We start from the raw sequence: 25,685 nt of genomic DNA, 5'->3' as shown, positions 1-25,685 counted from the left end.
TCGTTGTATGACTTCCCTTGAATCCCTGTATTAGATCCCCATAATACTCTCATAGATAGAATTATTGCTAAATACGCGGAGATATTCATGAGTAGTAAAGAACAAAACATGCATGGTGAGCAAGCTTCTGAGCAAAATGAAACACAAAAAGTGCAAGCAGAGCAAGAAGTTGATACTCAACAAGCAGATTTACAAGCCGAAGAACAAGCGTTAGCAGCGCGTATTGCTGAGCTTGAACAGCAACTTGAAGCGTCCCGTAAAACTGAACGCGAAGCGGTGTTACGTGCTCATGCTGACATTGAAAATATTCGTCGTCGTACAGAACAAGATATTGAAAAAGCCCACAAGTTTGCGCTTGAGAAGTTTTCCAATGAATTGTTGCCTGTTATTGATAACTTAGAGCGTGCAATTAAGGCAGCTGGTCCTGATCGTGACAACGAAAAAATCAAAGCGATATTAGAAGGTTTAGACCTTACGTTGAAAACGTTCTTAGATACCGTTTCTAAGTTTGGTATTGAGCCTGTTGATGCAGCAAATGTACCATTCAACCCTGAGGTTCACCAAGCCATGACCATGATTGAATCTCCTGACCACAGTACAGGACAAGTGATCAACGTGATGCAAAAGGGTTATACCTTGAATAACCGTCTGTTGCGCCCTGCAATGGTCATTGTTTCTAAATAAGTTTAGAACATAAATAGTTTTAGGGTATATAACGAAAATGGGATGCTGAGCATCCCATTTTTCTATTACGAACTTCTACAAGCTTTGTCACCAACACATTTACTCGCTATAGAACGCGTTTATTCAGGAATAACCGGATACCAATCAATAGGAGTGCGACCTTGTTGTTCAAGCAATTGATTAGCTTGCGAGAAATGACCACATCCTAAAAAGCCTCGATGCGCAGAAAGTGGTGATGGGTGAGGTGCTTTAAGTACATGGTGGCGCTTAGTATCGATAATGCGACCTTTCTTTTGTGCATGAGAGCCCCATAAAAGGAAAATCACTCCCTCAGTATGGTCATTAATCGCCTGAATCACTTTATCAGTAAAGGTTTCCCAGCCTAGATGTGCATGTGAGTGCGCATTACCTTGTTCTACAGTTAATACCGTATTGAGGAGTAAAACCCCTTGTTGGGCCCAGCTAAGCAGGTACCCATGTTCCGGGCGGACAAATCCAGGAATATCTTTCTCAAGCTCTTTATACATATTGACGAGTGAAGGTGGTGCTTTAATACCTGGACGTACAGAAAAGGATAACCCGTGTGCTTGTCCTGGCCCATGATAGGGGTCTTGTCCCAAGATAACGACTTTGATATCAGCTAATTCGGTATAACGAAATGCATTGAAAACATCTTCTTGCGGTGGGTAGATTACTTTTCCGCTTTCTCTTTCTTTTGCGACAAATGCGAGAGTCTCTTTGAAATAGGTTTGTGATTTTTCCGCACCGATTACGTCGTGCCAAGTCATCGTATTTGACATGAATGATCCCATAGTGATGTATTTTATGGTTCGTAGCTTACTGGTTCATGGCGCATAGATAAAGTGTTGTTCTACGCTAACGCCCTAAAATCGCTTAAAATTAATTTGAAAATTTACAAAAATAATTAAAAAGTCAAAATGTGAATATTGATTTAAATCATGAAGATGCACCGCCCTGGTTAATTACCATACGAAATATTTGATAAATATCAAAGAATGTAGGGGTTCTAGCTGGTATATATTAGGTAAACAGGTTGGTTAGACCAATTATCCAATCAACAGCGATTAAAAACAGTTAGCAAAGATTGATCAAAATCTGATTCGAACGTGGAGGTCGAGATGATTACTGGTATTCAAATTACTAAAAGTGACAATGCAGCACTGCTGAACTCTTTCTGGTTAATCGATAGCGAGACAAATGAAGCTCGTTGCGTGTGTGCGAAAGCAGATTATAGCGAAGGTCAGGTTGTTCCTAAAGATGAATTAGGTGCTTTTGAGAGCCGTGAAGTTCCTCTGGAAATGAAACCAACTGTTCGTGTAGAAGGTGGTCAGCACTTAAATGTTAACGTATTAAGCCGTGAAACATTAGAAGATGCAGTAAAAAATCCAGAGAAATATCCTCAATTAACTATCCGTGTTTCTGGTTATGCAGTGCGTTTTAATTCATTAACGCCTGAACAACAGCGTGACGTTATTACTCGTACTTTCACTGAAAGCCTGTAATAAACATTAAGGGGTCAATAGATCTCTTACCTTAATAAATTCTAAAAGCCATTGTTCTCAATGGCTTTTTTATTTGCCCCTAACAAAGTAGATTATTTCCCCCCTTGGTTATTTATATTTCAATATTCTTCCAGCATACAGCATTTGTTAGGGAGAATTTATGCCATTTAGTACAGCAATACAGCAGACAGTAAGTAAGGAAGAGCTTTCTTTTGTTGAGGAAGGTTTAAATTTATATCAACAACATACATTTTTAGATTCATCATGCAGTTTTAGAGATAAATGGCCTAAGAATGTCACGAGAGAGGAGTTTTTAGGAAGAGATGCACAGAATAAAGATTATCTTTTAGCGTTACTAGCACAAGGTGCCTATCATCATCATTGGCGTGATATTCAAGGAATCGAAAAGCTTAGTACGTCAAAAATTAATGAATTAGGTATAGATGCAGAACTTTTAAATAATGAATTTACAGGCTTTCAATCGAATATTTGTTGTTTTAATGGTCTGTATATTATTTGCTTTGCGGGAACGAATGATATTGTCGATTTTTATGCCAATATTCGGCAAGGGCTAGGATATTACGAACCTCAATTCTTTCAGGCTGTGGGGTTAACTAATATTCTATATCGAGCCGTGAAAGGCAATATTATCTGCACAGGGCACTCTCTAGGGGGAGGTCTTGCATCAATCGCTGCATTGGCGAGTCAATCACCTTGTATTTCATTTAGTCCTTCAGGGCTTGCTCAAAACACAGTACATAAAATTGGAATGGATTATAACATTGCTAAGCAACAAGCAGATGAAGGTTTGATACGCTTTTATACTGTTCAATATGATTGGCTTGATGCACTTCAAAACACGTTACCAATCCCTTCTGCGTTGGGAAACCGTATCAAAATGGCTTACAGCGAACATAATTCTTGGAAAGACTGGTTACCACACCGTTTGTTGACCAGGAGCTTTATTGCACATTCAATGGTTAAGATTATTAGGATGATGTGCAAACATAAACCATGGAATAATTGGAATGCGATTACAGGTGAATTTGATAAAACAGCGGATTCTATGTTGAATGAATTTCCTAACGTAGAGCAGAAACAAAGTTTTAATTGGCAAGAAAGTTGTAAAAATTCAATTAAGAAAGAAAACATTAGTGAATTTAAAGCGTTACTTTCAATGAAAAATAAGCACTGCGATATTGATAAACTCGCCATGCAATCTGTTCGTGCAGGTAATAGCCAATTTATAAAAGTATTATTGGAGTCTCCATACGGGCAGGGAATTAAAAAAATGCAGTTGGCCCAGCAAAAAACAGTTTTACATTTAGCGGCTCAAAGTGGGAGATTGTCTCAATCAGAAGTTTTGCTGAGTAATGGTTTAATGGTCAACGTGAGAGATAATTTGGGAAATACCCCGTTGCATGATGCTTTAAATAGCCACTCTTTAGATGTTGCTGAATTATTATTATCGAACGGCGCAGATTGGCGAATGGAAAATAATCAGGGCTATAACTGCCGAGATATTTTAGATAATCATATGATAAAAGCAGAATCGTTAACAAATGAAAGCCGGGTAATGAAGGAGAGGGTCTATAAGCTAATGAATTAAAAACGGGCCGAAGCCCGCTTTTGTCAGTATTACTCGATTGAGTGTTATTTGGTTTTATTGCTATCCGCAGTTGCCGATGGTGCAGTTGTAGATGGCATAGCTGGAGTGCGACGTTTACCGATATTTTTCTTATCGCGATGGCGTACTTTTTCTTTTTTCTTGCTTTGCTCTTCTTTTTTCTTTTCTTTACGCTTAGCTAGCACTTTCTTAGATGGTTTTGGCTTATTCAGCATCGCTTCAGAAGGCGCTTTGGTTGTTGGGCGTAATGAATCTACCACACGCATCTTAATCGGTTCTTCGATGTAGCGAGTGATTTTACCCAGTAGAGGGAAATCGTGGGCTTCAACTAAAGAAAGAGCAGTACCTTTACGCCCTGCACGACCAGTACGGCCGATACGGTGCAAATAGACATCTGCGGTGCGCGGTAAGTCGAAGTTAAAAACATGGCTGACATTTTCAATATCTAATCCACGGGAAGCAACGTCTGTCGCAACGAGGACTTTAACTTGTCCAGTCACTAAGCGGCGAACGGCTTCATTACGCTTCGCTTGCACCATTTCGCCTTCAATATAGCAAGGCTCAATACCTGCTTCACGCAACCATTGAACAACTTCACGAACGCGTTCACGCTTACGCACAAAGACAATCGATTTGGTGACATCTTCTTGCTTGATAAGGTGGCACAGTAGCGCAGTTTTATGTTCTAACGTATCAGCACGATAGTAAAATTGTTGGATTTTCTTGCGTTCACGGCGTGAAGGATCCGCTTCAATTTCGATAGGATCTTCGAGTAGGCGCTCAGCAAAATCACGAATCGCTTCACCTTCAAGGGTGGCGGAGAACAACATGGTTTGTTTGCGCCAGCGAGTTTCGCCTGCGATAGTTTCGATATCGTGCGCAAAGCCCATATCCAGCATACGGTCAGCTTCATCGAGGATCAGAATTTCCACAGCGCGGCAATCGAAGTTTTCTTCTTTAATGTATTGCAGCAAACGCCCAGTGGTTGCGACGACGATATCTTGGTTTTCGCTGAAAACTTCAGCGTGATTCATATATGCAACGCCGCCTGTAATGGTGGCAACGTCTAAATGATTATGAGCACACAACTCTTTAGCTTGATCAGCGACTTGCATAGCGAGTTCGCGAGTTGGTGTTAAAATCAGAACGCGAGGCGGACCTGATTTTTTTCTTGGAAAATCAAGTAAATGCTGAATGGCTGGCAATAAGAATGCCGCAGTTTTACCTGTTCCGGTTGGGGCTGAACCTAAAACGTCGCGTCCATCCATTGCAGGAGGGATGGCAGCTTCTTGGATGGCCGTCGGGCGCTCGTAACCTTTATTGGTCAGCGCGGTGATCAGGCTTTCATCAAGCTCAAGTTCAGAAAATGTGGATGCAGTCATGATATACCTCTATTTGGGGCGCTGATTATAAACAGGTTAGCAAAATTGTTCACCACAAAAATCAGCTTTGTGCAGAGTTTACCTGTTTTTGTTGGCTGGGGGTATATAAGGAAGTGGCTTACTGATAATGCTCCCCCTTACCAAACTATGTCGTATAGTTGGTAAGGGGGATGATGCGGAATTAGCTGAGCATGTTAATTAACCAAGTGTGGTAAGGAATTCCCACGAGGTCGATAAGTACAGCACCGCTTAATGGCACAATCATAAACGCTTTCATGGAAACCTGCTTGTAGCGCTCACAGACCGATGACATGTTAGCCATTGCGTTCGGTGTTGCACCTAAACCATGTCCCATCATGCCTGAACACATTACTGCGGCATCGTAGTTTTTGCCTAACAGTCTGAAGACGACGAAAACAACGAACAGGATGATGGCGATAGTTTGCGCCAGTAAGATGATGAATAATGGCAGCGCGATGACTTTCAGTTCCCAAATTTTAAGCGACATCATTGCCATGGTTAAGAATAAGCCCAGTGAAACATCAGAAATTAAGTTGATGGATTTTTGGTTAATACGAACAACTTCAACTTGGTCGTTAATGTTGCGCACAATAATTGCGATAATCATTGCGCCTACATAGCTTGGTAAAGAGAAACCTGTGGCTTTAGTGAATTGCGCAGAAGCAAATTGACCTACGACCATCACACCTAAAATCAGCGCTAACATTTTTAAGAATGCATGGGCGTCGATAGAGTCGATTTTACCAGCCAACTTCTCTTCAACTTTCACGTTTTCAACATTTTCTTCGGCTTGAATAGTGACTTTGTGTTTTTTAATTAAGTAGCTCGCGATAGGGCCACCTAATAAGCTTCCTGAAATCAGGCCAAACGTTGCCGCTGCAATCGCCGCAACGGTTGCAGACTGTACGCCAAGACCTTCAGCCATACCACCAAAGGCAGCCGCACCACCGTGCCCACCTGTTAAGGAAACACCACCCGCCATGATCCCGATAACTGGGTCGATACCTAATAAATGTGCCAGACCAGCACCAAAGGTGTCTTGGAAAATAACTAATGTCCAGCAAATTAACAGGTAAGTAATGAGTAAGCGCCCGCCGCTTTTTAATACGCGGAAGCTGCCATCAATACCAACAGTCGTAAAGAACGCCACCATTAAGAATGACTGTAAGCTGGTATCGAACGTAATTTCAGCTAAATCGAAAGACTTTAATCCCCAAATAAGTAAGCTGATTAAAAAACCACCAATAACCGGGGAAGGGATACAAAAACGTTGCAGCCATTCAATGCGTTTTTTGAGGTGAACACCCATCAGTAGGCAAATTACTGTTAGAAAGAGGGTGGTGAGTGTGTCGATTTGGAATGTCATGTATTTCCCTTTTTATTTATACCATGTCTTTCGTGCTACAGCGTTGTTGGCCGCGTTCGGCTACCCTAGTCACATACTTATGTATGCTCCTAGGGATATCCTCTCTAGCCGCCTAGCTGTAACTCGAAATCCAAGGGTATAAATGTCTTGTTAAAGACACGATAAAATTGTTTTTCGTGCTACAGCGTTAGGGCCACAATGCGGTTTATTTTTAACTAGTTGCTTAGTTGACTAAGCTTTTATTTATATTTTGAAAGACAAGGTAAAGTTGTTTATCAGTCGTTTTATTGTGTTTGCTGCTTTTAGAATAAATATTGGTAAACCAAGTAAGCTGCTAGTTTTGATGTGTGGTTATCAATATCAAATTCAGGATTGCACTCAGCGATATCAAATAGCGCAATCTTGCCGCTAGATTTGATGATGTTAAATAATTCATCAAATGTTTCAGTAGAAATCCCTCGAGCGGCTGGCGCGCTGACTCCCGGTGCAATACCCGCAGAGAACACATCCAAATCCACAGTGACATACAGGTAATCCACAGAATTTATAAATTGTTTAATTTGTTCAATTGCTTGTGGTAATAAACTCGCGGTTAAGGCTTTATCGCGAATATAGTGGCAGCCTAAGCGGTCCGCTGTATCGAATAGCACTTTGGTATTACCGTGATCCGCAATGCCTAAACACAGGTAATTGAAAGGGCGATGATGCTTAGCACACAGTTGCGACGATTGTAAAAATGGCGTACCGGATGTGGCTTCTGATGCTTCACGTAAATCAAAGTGCGCATCAAAATTGATGATCCCAATGGTCTTTTCTGGCTGATATTTTTGAACGAAATCGAAAACACCTTGGAAGCTCGCAAAGCCGACCTCGTGCCCACCACCTAAAACAATGGGTTTTTGGCGCTGTTCTAACACTGAGATTATCTCATCGGACAGGCGACGCTGAGCCGCTTCCAGGTCACCATCGTTACAACTTACGGTTCCCGCATCTCGAATAGCGAGTGGCTGGTGGATTGGCAGGCCAGCAAGTTGGCGGCGGATGGCATCAGGACCGGCCTTGGCACCTTGGCGGCCTTTATTGCGACGAACACCTTCGTCCGAAGCAAAGCCGATAATGGCAAACTCTGCGGGTGAACATTGGTTGATGACTTGGTGAATACGTAAATGTTCTTGTGTTTCACCATCAGTACGACCCTGCCATTGAAAAGGTTGTGTCATAGTTACTCCATGTTAATCAGTTTTGTTATATTTTGGGCCGTTTGGCATGTGGCTTTAATCAGCTCATCGACGCGGTTGATGGCACGAAATTCAGGTGCCATGACAGAGACGACAGCTAAAATATCGTTGCCTTTAAAAATAGGTGCCGATGCGCCAAAAACACCAGCATCAATTTCACTAACGGAAATTCCATAGCCTTGCTGGCGGATTTGGATCAGATCCTGTTTTAATTTCTGTAAATAGTTATCTTTGTGTAGCTGCTTGGCGTGAGTTTCGAAGACCAATTCTTGGTACTGTTCATCACGGTAGGCTAAGAGCGTTTTCGCGCTAGCACCGCGGATCACGGTATTGCCATGTCCAACAATAAAAGAGCAGCGCACGGCTTGTTCACTATCAATTTTATCGACGCAAATGGTTTCTCGTAGGTTGGCGGTGATAATGGCCGCGGTCTCTTGGGTCTTTTTGGCTAATGCGTGGAGCTCTGATTTTGACGATGTCATCAGCAAGCTGTGCTGATAGTATTTTTCTTGAGTTTTGATACTCTGCGCACCCACGGTATATGTACCGTATTGCTTAGAGTAAGTCACAAATTCCCAGTTTATGAGAATAGTTAAAAGCCGATAAACTGTTGAAAGAGGAATATCTAACTCTTTGGAAATGGTTTGTGGTGTGATTGGAGATGCACAAGTCGTGACAAACGATAAGATATCTAGTGTTCTATTAATACTGTTCATGGCATCTCCTTTTTCTCGAACTTAGCAGTAAAAAAAATCACTAACAAATGACATTCTCATTATATGAGAATAATATTATTTAAATTAGATTGAATTTGTCGATTTGTGGGCTGAAATTGAGAATATTCACGCAAATCCTATTTAAACCAGAGTGGCTGTATGAGCGAACAAAAAAAGTGTTATCGAAAAGGCGGCTTTACCTTCAAGCAATTTTTTGTTGCCCATGACCGTTGTGCGATGAAGGTTGGTACTGACGGGGTATTACTCGGTGCGTGGGCGCCTCTTAATTCGACAAAATATGCGTTGGACATAGGCAGTGGGAGTGGGCTAATTGCCTTAATGCTCGCTCAGCGTAGTGAGCAAGTGCAGGTTGATGCGGTTGAACTTGATGATGCAGCGGCGTTACAAGCGCAGGAAAATTTTGATGAGTCGCCATGGTCTGAACGGCTACGAGTGTTCCATCAGGACATTATTACATTTAGCGAACAGCCGAATCATCAGTATGATTTAATCGTGAGTAATCCCCCCTATTTTGAACCCGCAGTAGCGTGTCGGGATGAAAAACGTGATCAAGCTCGCTATACCGGAACCCTCACTCACCAAGTATTATTAGATAGTGCGAAACATTGTCTGGCACTAGACGGTATTTTTTGTTTGGTTTTGCCTTATGAAGTGGGTGAGAAAGTTGAGGCGATGGCAATGGCAAGCGGTTGGAATTTAGCTTACCGCGTGCAAGTTCAGGATAAAGCACATACGCCATATCATCGAATGTTATTAGGGCTAACGCTCAAGATTGCAGAGCCAGTTATTTCGTCTTTAGCGTTGAAAAAAACAGATGATAGTTATACAGATGAGTTTATCTCGTTGATCCAGCCATTTTATCTTAAGTACTAAAAACCTATCTGTGGCTAGTGCACAGATAGGTTTTTAATATCATCGAGTTAAAACGGTTGGACCAGAATCGGGTAATAGCTCAGGGTAGTCTAAGGTATAGTGCAAACCGCGACTCTCTTTGCGTTCTAAGGCGCAACGTACCATTAACTCAGCAACTTGGACTAAGTTACGCAGTTCCAGTAAGTTGTTGGAAATGCGGAAATTAGCATAGTAATCATTAATTTCTTGTTGAAGTAAATGAATACGACGCAAAGCGCGCTCAAGACGTTTTGTGGTTCTTACGATCCCCATGTAATCCCACATAAATAAGCGCAATTCATGCCAGTTATGCTGAATCACGACCTGTTCATCGGAATTATGGACTCGGCTTTCATCCCATTCAGGGAGTTCAGAAACTGTCGGGATCTCGTTGATCGTTTTGAGTATGTTTTCTGCGGCTGCCCATCCATAAACTAGGCATTCAAGTAATGAGTTGGACGCCATGCGATTGGCACCGTGTAGCCCGGTATAACTCACTTCACCAATAGCATAAAGATTCGGTACATCTGTCATGCCTGTTGGGTCAACAACGACGCCACCGCAGGTGTAATGTGCTGCGGGAACTATCGGGATCGGCTCTTGGGTTAAATCTAAACCTAAAGTGAGCAATTTGGCGTAAATGGTGGGGAAGTGATGCTGAATGAATTCAGAGGATTTGTGGCTAATATCCAGATACATGCAATCAGCCCCGAGGCGTTTCATTTCATGGTCGATAGCTCTGGCGACAATATCCCGCGGTGCTAATTCACAACGCTCGTCATAATCTGGCATGAATCGGCTACCATCCGGACGTTTCAAATATGCGCCTTCACCCCGTAAAGCTTCAGTCAGCAGGAAATTACGCGCTTGAGGGTGGAATAAACAGGTTGGGTGAAACTGGTTAAATTCCAAGTTGGCTACGCGACAGCCTGCCCGCCATGCCATGGCAATGCCATCACCGGATGAGATATCGGGGTTAGTGGTATATTGATATACCTTAGCAGCACCACCCGTGGCTAAGACGATGGTTTTTGCTCGGATAGTTTCGACTTGCTCTCTTTGGCGGTTCCAAACATAGGCACCGACAATGCGGGAGCGGGCGTTATTTTGGGTTTTATCTTCGAGGATCAGATCAACAGCATTGTAGCGTTCTTTGATCTGGATATTCGGGTGATCGAAAGCAAGATTAACAAGGGTGGTTTCAACCTCTTTTCCGGTGGCATCCGCGTGATGCAGAATACGGCGATGGCTGTGACCTCCCTCTCGGGTGAGGTGATACTGGGTTTCCCCTGTTTCGTTGACTTCGGTATCAAATAAGACGCCTTGGTCAATGAGCCACTGAACACAATGTTTGGCGTTTGATGCAATAAATTCTACGGCGCTCTTTTCGCAGATCCCTGCACCTGCCACCAGAGTGTCATTAACATGGGATTCTATGCTGTCAGTATCATCGAAAACGGCGGCTATTCCGCCCTGAGCGTAATAGGAGGCACCTTCATTGAGGGTACTTTTGCTGAGAATAGTAACTTGATGAAAGGGTGCGAGCCGGAGTGCGGCTGATAATCCTGCGACACCACTTCCAATGATTAAAATATCAGTGTCATGCTGTGTGGATGCGTTCATAAGTGTTTGTGTGTTGTGTTTCTATAGAGAATTTTATGTTAGCCTATCGAGCTGCCCGTGACTACGTATTAATCGCATTTTGAGTTCCCAAAGAACCGTATTATTTAGCTACACTTTCATTTATTTGGAAAATCGTAGTTTATTTGGAAAAACATCATTGGCGAGATGATAAGTGCCAATGTAAATGAATAAATTCCACGTAATCATGCCGTATATATACTTGTTTTGTGTATACTATTAGGTAGTACTCACAAGGATCAATGGGATCAATTAAGAAATTTTGATCTCATTTTTTGAAATTATTTTCGATTATTTTCGGAATAAATTGAACTTCATCAGTTTTTATTACTCGAAGTTAGGCTTGCTTAAGGAAGGGAGAAGATGAACAAGTTAAGTCATTATCAATCTGTGTTCAGGAGATGGTTCCTGGAATGAGCGAGCAGCTGACAGACCAAATATTGGTTGAGAAAGTACAAAAAGGCGATCAACAAGCTTTCAATTTACTGGTGATTAAATACCAGCATAAAGTTGCAAGTCTCGTTTCTCGTTATGTACCGCAAGCGGATGTACCTGATGTCGCACAAGAGTCGTTTATTAAGGCTTATCGTGCAATCGGTTCGTTCCGTGGTGATAGTGCTTTTTATACTTGGCTTTATCGCATTGCTGTCAACACGGCAAAGAACTACTTAGTCGCGCAAGATAGACGTCCTCCCGCGTCAGATCTGGAAGCGAGCGACGCAGAAAACTTCGAATCAGCTGGCGCATTAAAAGAAATTTCGAACCCAGAGAACTTAATGTTGTCTGATGAATTAAAGCGAGTTGTTTTCCGTACCATTGAGTCACTGCCAGAAGATCTTCGAATGGCAATCACGCTACGTGAACTTGATGGTTTAAGCTATGAAGAGATAGCCGAAGTGATGGATTGCCCGGTGGGCACAGTTCGATCGCGGATCTTTAGAGCAAGGGAAGCAATTGATGAAAAAGTTCAGCCGTTGATCCAACAGCATTAATTGAATTGGGTCGCGAGTCAAAATTTAACTGTGAGCAATTAACTGAAGGTAATTGGGCATGCAAAGAGAGAAACTTTCCGCAATGATGGATGGTGAAGCTCTAGATTTAGAACTTATTAACACCATTTCATGTGATTCAACGTTAAAGCAACGTTGGGAGAGCTATCATCTTGTTCGTGATACTCTGCGTAATGATACCGGCGATGTCATTCATTTTGATATTGCAAGTAAAGTTGCGGCAGCGCTGGAAAATGAAGCGGTGCGCATTAATCCTCAAGCAGTTGTTGAATCACAACCAGAACCAGCAAGCTGGAGTGGCTTTCCGTTTTGGAACAAAATTCGTCCATGGGCTAGTCAAATTACGCAAATCGGTGTAGCAGCATGTGTATCACTCGCTGTGATTGTGGGTGTTCAACAATACAATCAAACTAATAGCGTCGATTCTACTGTGGATGACCCTGTATTTAATACCGTTCCCGTCGGACGTGGTGCGCCAGTTAGCTTAAATATTTCAGATAGCCAATTGTTTGGTACTGAGCAACAAACTCAGCAAATCGAACAACAAAATCAACGTATCAATGCCATGCTGCAACAGTATGAAATTGAAAGACGTTCAATGCTGAATCAGCCGCATCAAGACAGTGATAAAAATACCGCATCAGCAGGGGTTAAACTGCAATAATGAATAAATGGTTATCCGTCTTCTGCCTGACGGGCAGCCTGATTATGTCTAATCAAGCGTCGGCATCATCTACGGATGCCGATGTTCTTTTCAAAGAAATGGGAACGGCTGCCCAGAACCTGTCATATGAAATGTCGTTTATGACATTCAATCCGCAAAATATCGTTCCAGTGCGCTATCGCCACGGGATTATTAATGGTGTCCCTATTTCTCAAATGATCCAAATGGATTCATCTCGCCGAGAGATAGTGCAAAATGGCAACCGAATTAGTTATTTTGAACCGGGATTCGATGCGTTTAGCCTGAATGGCGAACATATTATTGATAACTTACCTACGGTACTTTTTGCAGATTATCAAAAAATCCAGCCTTATTATAACTTTATCGATGCTGGTCGTACGCATATTGGTGATAGACCCGCATTAGTCATCCGTATTATTTCAAAAGACAATTCTCGATTTAATTATGTGTTATTAATCGATGAAGAAACTAAATTGCCATTGCGTGTTGATTTACTCGACAACAATAATCAAACGCTTGAACAGTTCCGGGTGATTTCGACTGTTTTAGATAGCAAAAATGTACAAGACTCATTGAAGTCTCTCAGTAATGTGAATTTACCGCCATTATTGGTGTCGCCGAAGAATGAAAGTCCATCGTTTAAATGGCAGGTGGGAATGCTGCCTCCAGGCTTTGAGGAAGTTTCTCGCTCTACGCGAAAACTGAGTGATGACGATATCATTGAAACGGCGATGTTCAGTGATGGGCTATTCACCTTTTCAGTTAATGTGACAAAAACATCGAAAGGTCCTTTACTTGACCAGCCACTACAAAATGGTCGCCGCACAATTTACACCATGACTCAAAAGCAAAATGTGATTACGATAATAGGGGAGTTACCGCTATCAACATCCCAGTTAATTGCGAGTAGCATTCAGTTTCGGGAGTAAATCATGGTAAAAGAATGGGCAACAGTGGTTAGGTGGCAGAAAGGGCGAGCATTATTGCGTTATGGCTCTTCGGCCGGATGCGGAAGTTGCAGCGCACGTGCTGCTTGTGGTTCATATGCTTTAAACAAAATAGGGCCTAACACAGAGCACGAATTGGAAATTGAAGTTGAACAGCCTTTGGTTGTCGGACAAAAAATCGAAGTGGGTATTCCTGAAGGGAGCTTGCTGCGTTCTGCGATGTTAGTCTATTTAACACCATTGGTTGGATTGTTTTTATTTGCCGCATTGGCTCAATTAGCTGAATTTGAGCAGGTATGGGTTGCATTAGCGGGAATTTTCGGTGGGTTTGCAGGCTTTTTCACTGCGCGAAAAATGGCATCACGTTGGCGAAATAAAATCGATTTCCAGCCTATCGTCTTACAAATAGGACTTCTCCCCGGTGAAATCAGCGTTCAAACACATTGTTGAATGCCATTGTCTCACATTATCGCCTGTAGCTAAGCTTTCACGACATAAGCTTTTTACTACAGGCGATTTTGTTTTTAGTCGTTCAAAAATGAACAAAAACGAAGAAAAATGAAGTAAGTAACTCATTCAACTTTGGCAAGTTTACAGTTGTTTTACATTGAATCTTTGTGTTAGTGGGTTCTTGTATGTAAAATGCTGCTAATTAGCAATCTTGTGATAATCATAGCATTTTAGTTTTGTGGTAAAATTTGCCCAAAACTGATTTTGTAAGGCAATTTAAAAGAAGATATTACCTTGAAAATCAAAAACATCAGAAACTTTTCGATCATTGCACATATCGACCACGGAAAATCCACGTTGTCAGATCGTATTATTCAAATCTGTGGTGGCTTAACTGACCGTGAAATGGCGGCTCAGGTTTTAGACTCTATGGATCTGGAACGTGAACGTGGTATCACCATCAAAGCACAGAGCGTAACGCTCGATTATAAAGCGGCGGATGGTGAAACTTACCAACTGAACTTTATCGACACCCCAGGACACGTGGACTTCTCCTATGAAGTTTCTCGTTCATTGGCGGCGTGTGAAGGCGCATTATTAGTTGTGGATGCAGGACAAGGCGTTGAAGCTCAGACCTTAGCAAACTGCTATACCGCCATTGAAATGGATCTGGAAGTGGTTCCAGTCCTGAATAAAATTGACTTACCAGCCGCTGATCCTGAGCGTGTTGCTGATGAGATTGAAGACATTGTGGGTCTTGATGCTCATGATGCGGTTCGTTGCTCTGCGAAAACCGGTATCGGTGTTCAAGATGTTATCGAACGTTTAGTAAAAGAAATCCCACCGCCAGAAGGTGATGGTGATGCACCTTTACAAGCGCTGATTATTGACTCTTGGTTCGATAACTATTTAGGTGTTGTTTCTCTGATCCGAATTAAAAGCGGAACATTGAAAAAAGGCGACAAAGTTAAAGTGATGAGTACAGGCAACGTGTATAACGCGGATCGCCTCGGTATTTTCACACCAAAACAAGTTGACCGTGATGTGCTTAACTGCGGTGAAGTAGGCTGGTTAGTGTGTGCGATTAAAGACATCACTGGCGCACCAGTCGGGGATACTTTAACAGGTGCTCGTAACCCAGCAGATAAAGCATTACCGGGCTTCAAAAAAGTTAAACCTCAAGTTTATGCGGGTCTGTTCCCTGTTAGCTCTGATGACTATGAAGCTTTCCGCGATGCATTGGGTAAATTAAGCCTGAACGATGCTTCTTTGTTCTATGAGCCAGAAACGTCAACAGCATTAGGATTTGGTTTCCGTTGTGGTTTCCTTGGTTTGCTGCACATGGAGATCATTCAAGAGCGTTTAGAACGTGAATACGATCTTGACCTGATCACCACGGCGCCAACGGTAGTTTATGAAGTTCAGCAAACTAACGGCGAGATTGTTTATGTGGATAGTCCGTCGAAATTACCACCGCTGAATAACATCGAAGAGTTAAGAGAGCCTATTGCTGAGTGCCATATGCTGATGCCTAAAGAGTATTTAGGTAACGTTATCACTCTGTGTATTGAAAAACGTGGTGTACAAACCAACATGGTTTACCACGGAAATCAGGTTTCTTTAACCTACGAAATTCCGATGTCAGAAGTGGTACTGGATTTCTTCGACCGTTTAAAATCAACCTCTCGTGGTTATGCCTCTTTGGATTACTCATTCAAGCGTTTCCAAACGTCAGACATGGTACGTGTGGATGTGTTAATCAACAACGAACGTGTCGACGCACTAGCGTTGATCACTCACCGTGGCAACTCGCAGTACCGCGGACGTGAGCTGGTGGAAAAAATGAAAGAGCTTATTCCACGTCAACAGTTTGATATTGCTATCCAAGCAGCAATTGGTAACCACATTATTGCTCGTTCTACAGTGAAACAACTGCGTAAAAACGTTCTTGCCAAATGTTATGGCGGTGACGTTAGCCGTAAGAAGAAACTGTTACAGAAGCAAAAGGACGGTAAGAAACGTATGAAGCAAGTGGGTAACGTTGAACTCCCACAAGAAGCGTTCCTTGCTATATTGCACGTTGGTAAAGACAGCTAAGTTTACAAGGAGTCTTAATGGCTAACACATTTGCCTTGATCCTCACACTGGCTACGCTGGTGACAGGGATTATTTGGTGCTTAGATAAATTTAAGTTTGCGCCAGCACGTAAAGCGAAACTTAAAAAATTGCGGGAAGTAACAAACGGCTCAATGAACGAAGATGAACTCGCGAAAGCGGTTCGTCGTCCGTCGTGGCTGGAAACGGGAACCTCAATTTTTCCTGTGTTAGCCATTGTTTTGGTTGTTCGTTCGTTTATTTATGAGCCGTTCCAAATCCCATCAGGTTCGATGATGCCAACGCTCTTAGTTGGTGATTTTATGCTGGTTGAGAAGTTTTCTTATGGATTGAAAGATCCTATTACTCAAACCACATTAATCGAAACGGGTAAGCCTAATCGTGGAGATATCGCGGTATTTAAATATCCGAAAGAGCCCAATGTAGACTTCGTGAAACGTGTTATTGGTTTGCCGGGGGATAAAATTATTTATAACCCAGAAGCGAAAGAGCTGACCATTTACCCTAACTGTGCAGATAATAAATGCACAGAAAAATTGCCAGTTACTTATGGCCCATTAGAGCCAAGTGAATGGACAATGGTATTTGAAAATAGCTCAGTGGTTGATAATCAATATGGTAATTATCAAATTCCAGTAGACCAAGCGTTACCGAATAACTCACTGCGCCAATATGGTCGAAGTGAGAAGTTGGATACCGTTACGCACCAAATTTTGACGATTAATAACTACATTACTCAATCAAAATATATACAACCAGGTTTACCACTTAATGAGTGGATAGTCCCTGAGAAACACTATTTTATGATGGGTGATAATAGAGATAACAGCTCTGATAGCCGTATGTGGGGCTTTGTTCCTGAGCAAAATTTAGTGGGTCGAGCGGTGTTTATCTGGTTAAGTTTAGATAAACAAGAGAACGAATGGCCTACAGGTATTCGCTTTAGCCGAATTGGTCCTCTATAATTCATTTCAGACAATGCGGGTTTTCATGAGAAAACTCGCATTATCATAAGCATTATTATTTTACCCAGTGTACAATAATGTTGTTTTAAACATTATTGACTTCCTAATTATTAACTATCCTCGTTAAATTCCGATAATTCATAAAAGTTATTTTTCGAATATCAATTGCTTACGGGTGACGGTCGGCGGAAGTCAGTGCAAACGCAACAGTTTTGTAAAATAGCTGATTTTACAGGTCTGTTGCGTGTGCTTTTTTATTAAACGTAGAATGGTTGGGCGCACATGAACCCCTCTTTGTTAGAAAAATTACAGCGTAAGCTTGGATATACATTCCAGCAAAATGATTTATTAATTCAGGCATTAACTCATAGAAGTGCTAGCAGCAAACATAATGAAAGACTGGAATTTTTAGGTGATTCAATTCTCAGTTTTGTGATTGCTAACGATCTCTATCATCGTTTTCCTAAAGTGGATGAAGGTGATATGAGCCGTATGCGCGCAACGTTAGTGCGTGGAAATACACTGGCTGAAATAGCCCGTGAATTTGAACTCGGTGAATGTTTACGTTTAGGACCGGGTGAATTAAAAAGTGGCGGTTTCCGCCGAGAATCAATCTTAGCTGATACCGTTGAAGCCTTAATTGGTGGGATTTTCCTCGATAGTAATATTCAAACTATCGAGGAGATCATTCTGGCATGGTACAAAGTAAGATTGGATGAAATTAGTCCGGGTGATAAACAAAAAGACCCGAAAACGCGGCTACAAGAATATCTGCAAGGGCGTCATCTTCCACTACCAAACTATTTAGTGGTGCATGTGAAAGGTGAAGCTCATGATCAAGAATTTACGATCCATTGCCAAGTGAGCGGTATTGAAGAGCCGATTAATGGCATAGGTTCAAGCCGTCGTAAAGCGGAGCAAGCCGCAGCAGAACAAGCATTGAAAATCTTGGAGATTGAATGAGTGAATTACAATCCCACTGTGGTTTTGTTGCCATAGTTGGACGACCAAATGTTGGGAAATCAACATTGTTAAACCAGTTACTGGGGCAAAAAGTCTCGATCACATCGAGAAAGCCGCAGACAACTCGCCACCGTATTATGGGGATCCATACAGAAGATAATTACCAAATTATCTATGTCGATACTCCTGGTCTTCACATCGAAGAAAAAAGAGCGATTAACCGTTTGATGAACCGCGCAGCATCTAGCTCTATTGGCGATGTTGAATTGGTTATTTTTGTGGTTGAAGGTACCCACTGGACACCTGATGATGAAATGGTGCTGAACAAGCTATCTAGCTTGCGTTGCCCAGTCATTTTGGCTATCAACAAAATTGATAATGTGGTGGATAAAACCAGCTTACTGCCACACATCGGTATGATCAGCCAAAAAATGAACTTCTTGGATGTCGTACCAATCAGTGCAGAAAAAGGCACTGGCGTTGATACCATCGCGAAGATTGTGAAGCAGCATATACCTGAAGCTATTCACCACTTCCCTGAAGACTATATTACAGACCGCTCTCAGCGTTTTATGGCCTCTGAAATTATCCGTGAAAAACTGATGCGTTTCTTAGGTGACGAGTTACCGTACTCTGTAACTGTTGAAATTGAACAGTTTAAAGAGATGGATAAAGGCGGCTACCATATCAACGGTCTGATTTTAGTTGAGCGTGAAGGCCAGAAAAAAATGGTTATCGGTAATAAAGGTAGCAAGCTGAAAACCATTGGTACAGAAGCCCGTATTGATATGGAGCGTCTGTTCGAAACTAAAGTTCACTTAGAGCTTTGGGTTAAAGTTAAATCCGGTTGGGCAGATGACGAAAGAGCACTGCGCAGTCTGGGCTATGTTGACGATTTAAAATAATCGGTGACACCGTGAGTGGTTGGCAACGCGCGTTTGTGCTCCATTCCCGTCCTTACAGTGAAACAAGTCTATTAATTGACTTTTTCACGGAAGGGGAAGGTAAAATCCGTTTGCTAGCAAAGGGTGCGAGACGCAACCGCTCACCATTAAGAGGCTGTTTACAGCCTTTTACACCTTTGTTGATCCGTTGGAGTGGCAAAGGTGAAATCAAAACCCTCATCAATGCCGACCCTGTCTCTCTTGCTCTTCCTCTCAGCGGCACTGTTTTATATAGCGGTTTATACCTTAATGAACTTACCGCTCGAGTTATTGAGTTTGGTACACCTTATTCATCTCTATTTTTTGATTACCTCAATTGCTTGCAAGTTTTAGCCGGGAGTGAGCGCACACCTGAATCTGCTTTACGCCAGTTTGAGCTCGCTTTGCTGTCCTACCTCGGTTACGGCGTAGATTTTTTACATTGTGCGGGCAGTGGTGAGCCAGTTTCAGACACCATGACCTACCGTTACCGTGAAGAAAAAGGGTTTATTGGCAGCCTAGTTGTTGACCAACTCACGTTCACGGGTAAGCAATTAAGAGCGTTAGCCGATCGCGAATTCCCAGATGCCGATACCTTAAAAGCCGCTAAACGATTTACTCGCATGGCACTGAAACCTTACCTAGGCGGTAAACCCCTTAAAAGCCGTGAACTTTTTAGGCAATTTATTATCCCTTCTCAGAACATAGCTAAGTCATAACAATTGATTTTGTTTGATGATGCTATTTTTCCATTTGTTATCGCTATAAGCCTTTCTAGCTGCAATCTGTCGTAACTGCAATCTGTCGTAACTACAGTCTGTTATAACTGCATAGCCGCAGGCAATCGAGCTAAAATTTTTGCTGTATTGATTTTCTTCGAAGCGCTTCCCAAAAAATGAATGTAATTGATGAAATATTATTATTGTTTTGGAATCGGCGAGGAAGAAAGAGAGATTTTTTCCCCCAATACCATAAATTGCAGTAGGATATGGCAGACAAGAAATAAGTGACTGTTTATTCATAGGGAGTTAAACATGGCTGAGCTGTTATTGGGCGTTAACATTGACCACATTGCAACTGTTAGAAATGCAAGAGGAACACAATATCCTGATCCTGTTCAAGCAGCATTTGTTGCTGAGCAAGCAGGGGCCGACGGGATCACTATCCACTTACGTGAAGATCGCCGTCATATTACCGATAGAGACGTTGAACTGCTCAACCAAACCATTCAAACGCGTATGAACCTTGAAATGGCGGTCACGGAAGAGATGATTGACATTGCTTGTCGTATTAAGCCAACTTATTGCTGCTTGGTTCCTGAAAAGCGCGAGGAAGTGACCACTGAAGGTGGGCTTGATGTTGCAGGGCAAAAACAAAAAGTCGCATCCGCAGTAAAACGGCTGACAGAAGCGGGTATTTTGGTCTCTTTATTTATCGATGCAGATCATGAACAAATTGATGCAGCTCAAGAGTGTGGGGCGCCATTTATTGAAATTCACACTGGCGCATATGCGGATGCCAAAACTGAACAAGAGCAAGAGCTTGAGTTCCGCCGTATTCGTGATGGCGTAAGCTATGCAGCGGGTAAAGGTATTAAAGTAAATGCGGGGCATGGGCTGACTTACCATAATGTTCAACGTATCGCAGCGCTGCCTGATATTTATGAGCTGAATATCGGGCATGCGATTATTGGCCGCGCGCTTTTTAGTGGTTTAGCTCAAGCTGTGTCTGACATGAAAAACTTACTCACAGAAGCACGTAAATAATGGCTATTGTAGGTTTAGGTACAGATATTGTTGAGATTACGCGTATTGAATCTGTCATCGAGCGCTCCGCAGATAGCTTAGCGAAGCGTATTTTAACAGAACATGAATATGCGCAATACCAGCAACAAACTAAGCCTGCGCGTTTTCTTGCTAAGCGATTTGCAGTGAAAGAAGCCGCGGCTAAGGCATTGGGTACGGGGATCCGTAATGGTTTGGCTTTTAATCAGTTTGAAGTAACAAACGATGAGCTAGGCAAGCCGTTACTTTCACTGAGCGGCGAAGCGTTAAAACTCGCCAATAACTTAAAAGCCACGCATTTTCATGTTTCGATTACGGATGAACGGCACTATGCGGCTGCAACGGTGATTATTGAAAGTCTGTAGTCATTATTCATTGCCGACTTATTTTAGGTCGGCAATGTTTCAGTGAAGTAGTACTTCAATGAAAGAGTACTTCAATGAAAGAGCACTTCAACGGATTGGCGTTCTTAGTAAAACAAAATTTGAATAACGCAGAGCTCAGCTATCGTCGCTTTAACAAGCTTGTTTAGCATATTTGTGAAATTAGATTTTATCGGCGTGATGGATCATGACAAATTTATCCCAAAGTTGTTCTTGGGATTCAACATGTTCAGGGTCTGTAATAATCGTATTAGTGATAGGGCAAACTGATTGGCAAGTGGGTTTATCATAGTGCCCAACGCATTCAGTACACAGGTCAGAATCTATTTCATAGATTTCCGACCCCATGAAAATTGCATCATTTGGGCATTCGGGTTCACACATATCGCAATTAATGCATTTTTTAGTAATTAATAGTGCCATTTCAATTAGTTATATCAGGTTTAAACCAGTAGTATATGTTTTCGAACGCCATTTTACACTGAAGTAAATCAATTAGACACTGAATTATGTGCGAGTGAACGGATGTGACCAATTAAAAATCAGAGATAGATAAACAGAATAATCAAGAATCCTAAGTATTATTTAAAGTGGGATAGTCTGTAAATAAAGTGGAATTAAAAATATAAAAATGAATTATTTTTATAAAAAAACAAGAGCTTAATTTAAACTCTTGTTGAGTAAGGTAAATTCTAATAAATAGAAAATATTAAATTAATAATTAATTAAGTTATAGATATACCAGTTCTTAGTTTTATCAGATTGCGTATAGAAGCACAGTACACCATTAACGATGAAGAAGGTTGCTGATTTAATAGAGTCTTCAATGGTGAATTCCTCTGAATACATCAGTGCAATACTGGCATTATCAGCGATTTGATAAACGTCGATAACTTTTTCATCAAGGTTGTAACCATACAGGTACTGTTTGTTCTGAGTTGAATCGTAGAAGGCTTGAATATTTTGCAGGTAAGTTTTTAATTTACCTTTTTGTACCACGACAGTTGGTTCAATTTTGCCTGCGTCTGTCATGTTGTAGATCATGTAAGATTTATCTTTTGAATGTCCTAAGAAGTAATTTTTTTTAGCAGCACTGAATGCAAGTGTTGTTGGATAAAACTCTTCAAAGATATTTGTTTGTACAGTTCTTCTAATAAAAGCCATATTTATACCTCTTATTTAAATTATGAAAACTTAAGTGCGGGTTAATCATATTTAATGAGAGAGATTTTAAAAATAATGTTAATTATTAGTTTGTTTTATATATTCAAATGATTTAAAAGTTAATAAATATAGAATATTCACAATGCCTCCTAACTGTGATAGTAATAAGAAAAAATAATTAGGACGTGGTCATGTTTGAGAATCTAGGGGTATTGAATTTTTGGACGTATTTAGCGGGATTGGTTCTTATCATCATTGTTCCCGGTCCAAACTCATTATATGTGTTGAAATCAAGTACTTCACATGGAACTAAGGCGGGGTATCGTGCCGCAATCGGTGTTTTCACTGGCGATGCGATGCTAATTTTTCTTTCATTTATTGGTGTTGCATCGGTGATCAAAGCTTCACCAACACTGTTTACCATTGTAAGGTACTTAGGGGCGGCTTATCTTTTGTACTTAGGGTGCAAAATTCTCTATGCAACCTTTTGGCAGAAAAAATCGTTATCAGCAGGGGTGGAACAGATTGAAATAAGAAAAGAAAATTACTTCACTCGAGCTCTAGTGCTTAGCTTAACCAACCCGAAAGCGATTTTGTTCTATATCTCTTTCTTTATTCAATTTATCGACTTCAATTATAGCCATGCTTGGGTGCCGTACATGGTATTAGCGGTTATTTTAGAAACGGTTAGCTTCTTGTATCTCAGCTTATTAATATTTAGTGGCTACTTGATAGCCCGCTTTTTACGGGAAAAGCAGGTTTTGGCTAAACTGGGAAATTGCACTGTCGGTGCATTCTTTATGGGGTTCGCAGCCAAACTTGCCATTTTTAGTAATTAGTTATTGATTAATATCAGATTCAATTTGCAGTCACTTTAACATTTCGTAATAATCAACTTTTCGAGTGTGGATGGATGAGAGGTTAGAGTGACGCAATTAGAAATCGATGAGTATTGGATGGCTCAAGCCCTTGAGCTTGCAAAAAAAGCTCAAGATGCAGGGGAGATTCCTGTTGGTGCGTTACTGGTCAAAGATAACCAACTAGTGGCAACAGGTTGGAACCAAGCCATTGAAAACCACAATCCTACAGCCCATGCCGAAATTGTTACCTTACAAAAAGCGGGCTCTGCGCTACAGAATTACCGCTTATTAGACACGACACTGTATGTCACTTTAGAACCTTGCATTATGTGCGCAGGGGCGATGATCCATAGCCGTATCGGTCGGGTGGTGTATGGAGCGAAAGATTTTAAAACGGGAGCATGTGGCTCCTTCATTAATATCATGTCTCAGCCAGGTTTAAACCACTATGTTGATGTAACGAGTGGTGTACTTGAAGATATTTGCTCATCCATGCTCAGCGAATTTTTTAAAATGCGTAGAGCACAAATTAAAGAGCAGAGACGCCAAGAAAAACAGGCTCAAAACCCTGATAGCTAGTCATTAATTGACGGTTCCTTTTGTAGGATAACATCATTACCAATGGAACTCGATTGTGTCGGCTTGGCAAGAATGTATTTTCCAAGAGAATGATTTGGCTCGCTTGTATTTTTCTTGATACTAAATACACCTAAATTTGCTGACGCTTTTGGTGTGACCTCCAATTTTGCTGGCATCACATAAGATGAAAGTTGGGTGTCCTCATTTGGTACCACAACGTAAACGTGAGATTTCTTCGCCATTTCTAGTGTTTTCTGCTTTTTCTCCTGACTCTGCAAATACCCCACTAAGCTTTGATGATAGCGACGAATATTTTCCACATAGCGATAAGCTTCGTGTCCTCGGGCATAACCATATGTGAGCTGGGAATAATATTTCGGCTGAGTTAGCAAAGGTAAGTTTGCTTTAACATCAAGCCAGCGGTCAGGGTTACCACCGAGTTTTTGCGTTAATTTTCGCACATCTAGCATATGTCCATAGCCCATATTATAGGCTGCCAGGGTAAACCAAATACGGTCATCTTCAGCGATAGAATCGGGTAAGCGCTTCATGATATAGGCTAAATACGCGGCGCCACCTTTAATGCTTCCTTCAGGGTCTAACCTGTCTTCAATTCCCATAGTAGCAGCGGTCGGTTTGGTAAGCATCATGATTCCACGAACGCCAGTCGGTGATGTAGCAAGAGGATCCCAGTGAGATTCTTGCCAAGCTATCGCTGCGAGTAATTTCCAATCGACGGTATCGACAGTATCAGCGTACTTTTCAAATAAAGGCTGATAATTAGGTAATTTATTGTTAATGGCACTAATAAATGTAATCGTATCAAAATAATCAAAAGATTCGACGTGACTAAAATATTTTTCGGTCAAGCGGGCGAGTGAGTCATTTTGATTACTGGTATTAAAAAAATCGAGTAGTGCAGCATCTAAGCTATTGTCATGCTGGCGGCTCATATACCATGTGATGGCGTGGTCATCGCGTAAATCAAATGCCACGGCGACTTTAGGATGAATACGTTGCTGCAAAGAGACAGCAATCGAATCCTCAAGAGTATAGTCAATCTCACCTTCGGCCACCATTTCTAATAACTGGCTTGGTGTATAATCACTGCTTTCTTCCCACTTAAGATCAGGATATTGCGTCGAAAGTGCTTTTAACGTGCTTGCGTGGGTACTCCCAGTGATAACGACCAATTTTCCTTTCACGTCATTGAAGGTTTTTGGACGAGGTTTCCCTTTACGATAAACCAATTGCTGAGTCACGTTTAAATAGCTTGGACCTGCTTTCATCGTATCTAAACGGTCTTTGTTATACAGCAGCCCCGCCACAGCGATGTCGGCATCGTCGTTATCGAGATCTTTGAAAATTTGCTCGATAGTGGGGCGGATAATGATTTTTAGTTTAACACCTAGGTACGTGGCAAAGCCTTGAGCTAGCTCGTAGTCGAAGCCACGTAGCTGATGTTGCTCATTAATATAGATAAGTGGTGAATTTACTGCGCTAATACGTAATTCCCCTCGAGAGATAATTTTGTCGATTTGGGTGCTTTGCGTATTCGACCATCGGACATTGAAGCCAATGATCATGGTGGCAAGTAAGGCGATGACCACGATAATAAAATAGTTAACTTTTAGGTTATTCAAATAATTATTTCTCGTGCGGGAACTGGTGTTGTGCGCTTAATAAAAACTGTTTAATCATGGTTATAAATCCAGTGCTTTCATATTTTGCTCTAACAATGATGGTC

Annotated in this window: 27 protein-coding genes; 17 read left to right on the top strand and 10 right to left on the bottom strand. The window is 41.6% G+C overall.

Annotated features, from left to right (window positions below; genetic code table 11):
• Positions 1 to 87 precede the first annotated feature (87 nt).
• Positions 88 to 684 (top strand): nucleotide exchange factor GrpE, encoded by a 597-nt coding sequence (grpE, locus tag LDO51_RS19305; protein WP_225575853.1) that lies wholly within the window; start codon positions 88 to 90, stop codon positions 682 to 684.
• A 119-nt stretch (positions 685 to 803) separates the two neighbouring features.
• On the opposite strand, the gene ung is transcribed toward grpE, so the two are convergent.
• A complete protein-coding gene (ung, locus tag LDO51_RS19300; RefSeq protein WP_225575852.1) occupies positions 804 to 1,484 on the bottom strand; it encodes a uracil-DNA glycosylase in 681 nt (226 codons plus the stop codon).
• Between the two features lie 339 nt (positions 1,485 to 1,823).
• On the opposite strand from ung, the gene grcA reads away from it, so the two are divergent.
• On the top strand, positions 1,824 to 2,207 hold the full coding sequence (grcA, locus tag LDO51_RS19295) for an autonomous glycyl radical cofactor GrcA (RefSeq protein WP_108478520.1): 384 nt from the start codon (positions 1,824 to 1,826) through the stop codon (positions 2,205 to 2,207).
• A gap of 160 nt (positions 2,208 to 2,367) precedes the next feature.
• Entirely contained in the window at positions 2,368 to 3,816 is a 1,449-nt protein-coding gene (locus LDO51_RS19290) for an ankyrin repeat domain-containing protein (RefSeq protein ID WP_225575851.1), read from the top strand.
• Positions 3,817 to 3,860: 44 nt separating this feature from the next.
• Here LDO51_RS19290 and srmB read toward each other — a convergent pair whose 3' ends face one another.
• The 4 genes from srmB to LDO51_RS19270 form a co-directional block, all read right to left on the bottom strand.
• On the bottom strand, positions 3,861 to 5,216 hold the full coding sequence (gene srmB / locus LDO51_RS19285) for an ATP-dependent RNA helicase SrmB (protein WP_225575850.1): 1,356 nt from the start codon (positions 5,214 to 5,216) through the stop codon (positions 3,861 to 3,863).
• A 181-nt stretch (positions 5,217 to 5,397) separates the two neighbouring features.
• Positions 5,398 to 6,603 (bottom strand): sodium/glutamate symporter, encoded by a 1,206-nt coding sequence (gene gltS / locus LDO51_RS19280; RefSeq protein WP_225575849.1) that lies wholly within the window; start codon positions 6,601 to 6,603, stop codon positions 5,398 to 5,400.
• A gap of 302 nt (positions 6,604 to 6,905) precedes the next feature.
• On the bottom strand, positions 6,906 to 7,823 hold the full coding sequence (hutG, locus tag LDO51_RS19275; RefSeq protein ID WP_225575848.1) for a formimidoylglutamase: 918 nt from the start codon (positions 7,821 to 7,823) through the stop codon (positions 6,906 to 6,908).
• A gap of 2 nt (positions 7,824 to 7,825) precedes the next feature.
• The gene (locus LDO51_RS19270; protein WP_225575847.1) at positions 7,826 to 8,557 is read right to left on the bottom strand and encodes an IclR family transcriptional regulator; all 732 of its coding nucleotides are present in this window, start codon (positions 8,555 to 8,557) and stop codon (positions 7,826 to 7,828) included.
• 159 nt (positions 8,558 to 8,716) lie between these two features.
• Here LDO51_RS19270 and trmN point away from each other — a divergent pair, with 159 nt between their 5' ends.
• A complete protein-coding gene (gene trmN / locus LDO51_RS19265; protein ID WP_225575846.1) occupies positions 8,717 to 9,451 on the top strand; it encodes a tRNA(1)(Val) (adenine(37)-N(6))-methyltransferase TrmN in 735 nt (244 codons plus the stop codon).
• 39 nt (positions 9,452 to 9,490) lie between these two features.
• Here trmN and nadB read toward each other — a convergent pair whose 3' ends face one another.
• Positions 9,491 to 11,092 carry an L-aspartate oxidase gene (gene nadB, locus LDO51_RS19260; protein ID WP_225575845.1) on the bottom strand — a complete coding sequence of 534 codons (1,602 nt, stop codon included), beginning with the start codon at positions 11,090 to 11,092 and terminating at the stop codon, positions 9,491 to 9,493.
• Positions 11,093 to 11,523: 431 nt separating this feature from the next.
• On the opposite strand from nadB, the gene rpoE reads away from it, so the two are divergent.
• The 9 genes from rpoE (at position 11,524) to recO (ending at position 19,887) form a co-directional block, all read left to right on the top strand.
• Positions 11,524 to 12,102: an RNA polymerase sigma factor RpoE gene (gene rpoE / locus LDO51_RS19255; protein WP_006661282.1), complete on the top strand. Its 579-nt coding sequence runs from the start codon at positions 11,524 to 11,526 to the stop codon at positions 12,100 to 12,102.
• 58 nt (positions 12,103 to 12,160) lie between these two features.
• The gene (gene rseA, locus LDO51_RS19250; RefSeq protein WP_225575844.1) at positions 12,161 to 12,784 is read left to right on the top strand and encodes an anti-sigma-E factor RseA; all 624 of its coding nucleotides are present in this window, start codon (positions 12,161 to 12,163) and stop codon (positions 12,782 to 12,784) included.
• The gene (gene rseB / locus LDO51_RS19245; RefSeq protein ID WP_225575843.1) at positions 12,784 to 13,734 is read left to right on the top strand and encodes a sigma-E factor regulatory protein RseB; all 951 of its coding nucleotides are present in this window, start codon (positions 12,784 to 12,786) and stop codon (positions 13,732 to 13,734) included. Before rseA ends, rseB begins: the two co-directional genes overlap by 1 nt.
• A gap of 3 nt (positions 13,735 to 13,737) precedes the next feature.
• Positions 13,738 to 14,202: a SoxR-reducing system protein RseC gene (rseC, locus tag LDO51_RS19240; RefSeq protein ID WP_225575842.1), complete on the top strand. Its 465-nt coding sequence runs from the start codon at positions 13,738 to 13,740 to the stop codon at positions 14,200 to 14,202.
• Positions 14,203 to 14,502: 300 nt separating this feature from the next.
• A complete protein-coding gene (lepA, locus tag LDO51_RS19235) occupies positions 14,503 to 16,299 on the top strand; it encodes a translation elongation factor 4 (protein WP_132495826.1) in 1,797 nt (598 codons plus the stop codon).
• A gap of 17 nt (positions 16,300 to 16,316) precedes the next feature.
• Complete coding sequence (gene lepB / locus LDO51_RS19230; RefSeq protein ID WP_224058080.1) at positions 16,317 to 17,282, top strand: signal peptidase I; 966 nt, start codon at positions 16,317 to 16,319, stop codon at positions 17,280 to 17,282.
• A 282-nt stretch (positions 17,283 to 17,564) separates the two neighbouring features.
• Positions 17,565 to 18,245 (top strand): ribonuclease III, encoded by a 681-nt coding sequence (gene rnc, locus LDO51_RS19225; RefSeq protein WP_036949435.1) that lies wholly within the window; start codon positions 17,565 to 17,567, stop codon positions 18,243 to 18,245.
• Positions 18,242 to 19,150 carry a GTPase Era gene (gene era, locus LDO51_RS19220; RefSeq protein WP_036949437.1) on the top strand — a complete coding sequence of 303 codons (909 nt, stop codon included), beginning with the start codon at positions 18,242 to 18,244 and terminating at the stop codon, positions 19,148 to 19,150. The genes rnc and era overlap by 4 nt, the downstream gene beginning before the upstream one ends.
• 11 nt (positions 19,151 to 19,161) lie before the next feature.
• Positions 19,162 to 19,887 (top strand): DNA repair protein RecO, encoded by a 726-nt coding sequence (gene recO / locus LDO51_RS19215; RefSeq protein ID WP_225575841.1) that lies wholly within the window; start codon positions 19,162 to 19,164, stop codon positions 19,885 to 19,887.
• On the opposite strand, the gene LDO51_RS19850 is transcribed toward recO, so the two are convergent.
• Positions 19,882 to 20,190 carry a hypothetical protein gene (locus LDO51_RS19850; RefSeq protein ID WP_225575840.1) on the bottom strand — a complete coding sequence of 103 codons (309 nt, stop codon included), beginning with the start codon at positions 20,188 to 20,190 and terminating at the stop codon, positions 19,882 to 19,884. The two genes, recO and LDO51_RS19850, sit on opposite strands and share 6 nt — an antisense overlap.
• 12 nt (positions 20,191 to 20,202) lie before the next feature.
• On the opposite strand from LDO51_RS19850, the gene pdxJ reads away from it, so the two are divergent.
• Together pdxJ and acpS are read left to right on the top strand one after the other, a co-directional pair.
• A complete protein-coding gene (pdxJ, locus tag LDO51_RS19205; RefSeq protein WP_225575839.1) occupies positions 20,203 to 20,934 on the top strand; it encodes a pyridoxine 5'-phosphate synthase in 732 nt (243 codons plus the stop codon).
• Positions 20,934 to 21,317, top strand: coding sequence for a holo-ACP synthase (acpS, locus tag LDO51_RS19200; RefSeq protein ID WP_225575838.1), 384 nt, complete (start codon positions 20,934 to 20,936; stop codon positions 21,315 to 21,317). Before pdxJ ends, acpS begins: the two co-directional genes overlap by 1 nt.
• Before the next feature lie 180 nt (positions 21,318 to 21,497).
• Here the strand turns inward: acpS and LDO51_RS19195 are convergent, their stop codons facing one another.
• Together LDO51_RS19195 and LDO51_RS19190 are read right to left on the bottom strand one after the other, a co-directional pair.
• Positions 21,498 to 21,758: a YfhL family 4Fe-4S dicluster ferredoxin gene (locus LDO51_RS19195; protein WP_225575837.1), complete on the bottom strand. Its 261-nt coding sequence runs from the start codon at positions 21,756 to 21,758 to the stop codon at positions 21,498 to 21,500.
• Between the two features lie 291 nt (positions 21,759 to 22,049).
• Positions 22,050 to 22,499, bottom strand: a complete 450-nt coding sequence (locus tag LDO51_RS19190; protein WP_225575836.1) for an XRE family transcriptional regulator — start codon at positions 22,497 to 22,499, stop codon at positions 22,050 to 22,052.
• A gap of 191 nt (positions 22,500 to 22,690) precedes the next feature.
• Between LDO51_RS19190 and leuE the strand changes: the two genes are divergently transcribed.
• On the top strand, positions 22,691 to 23,338 hold the full coding sequence (gene leuE, locus LDO51_RS19185; protein WP_225575835.1) for a leucine efflux protein LeuE: 648 nt from the start codon (positions 22,691 to 22,693) through the stop codon (positions 23,336 to 23,338).
• 87 nt (positions 23,339 to 23,425) lie between these two features.
• Complete coding sequence (gene tadA, locus LDO51_RS19180) at positions 23,426 to 23,938, top strand: tRNA adenosine(34) deaminase TadA (RefSeq protein WP_225575834.1); 513 nt, start codon at positions 23,426 to 23,428, stop codon at positions 23,936 to 23,938.
• On the opposite strand, the gene mltF is transcribed toward tadA, so the two are convergent.
• A complete protein-coding gene (gene mltF, locus LDO51_RS19175; RefSeq protein WP_225575833.1) occupies positions 23,935 to 25,581 on the bottom strand; it encodes a membrane-bound lytic murein transglycosylase MltF in 1,647 nt (548 codons plus the stop codon). The genes tadA and mltF overlap by 4 nt on opposite strands.
• Positions 25,582 to 25,685 lie beyond the last annotated feature (104 nt).

This window comes from Providencia alcalifaciens, from assembly GCF_020271745.1.
GTDB lineage: Bacteria > Pseudomonadota > Gammaproteobacteria > Enterobacterales > Enterobacteriaceae > Providencia > Providencia alcalifaciens_B.
This window is presented reverse-complemented; position numbering and strand designations above follow the sequence as displayed.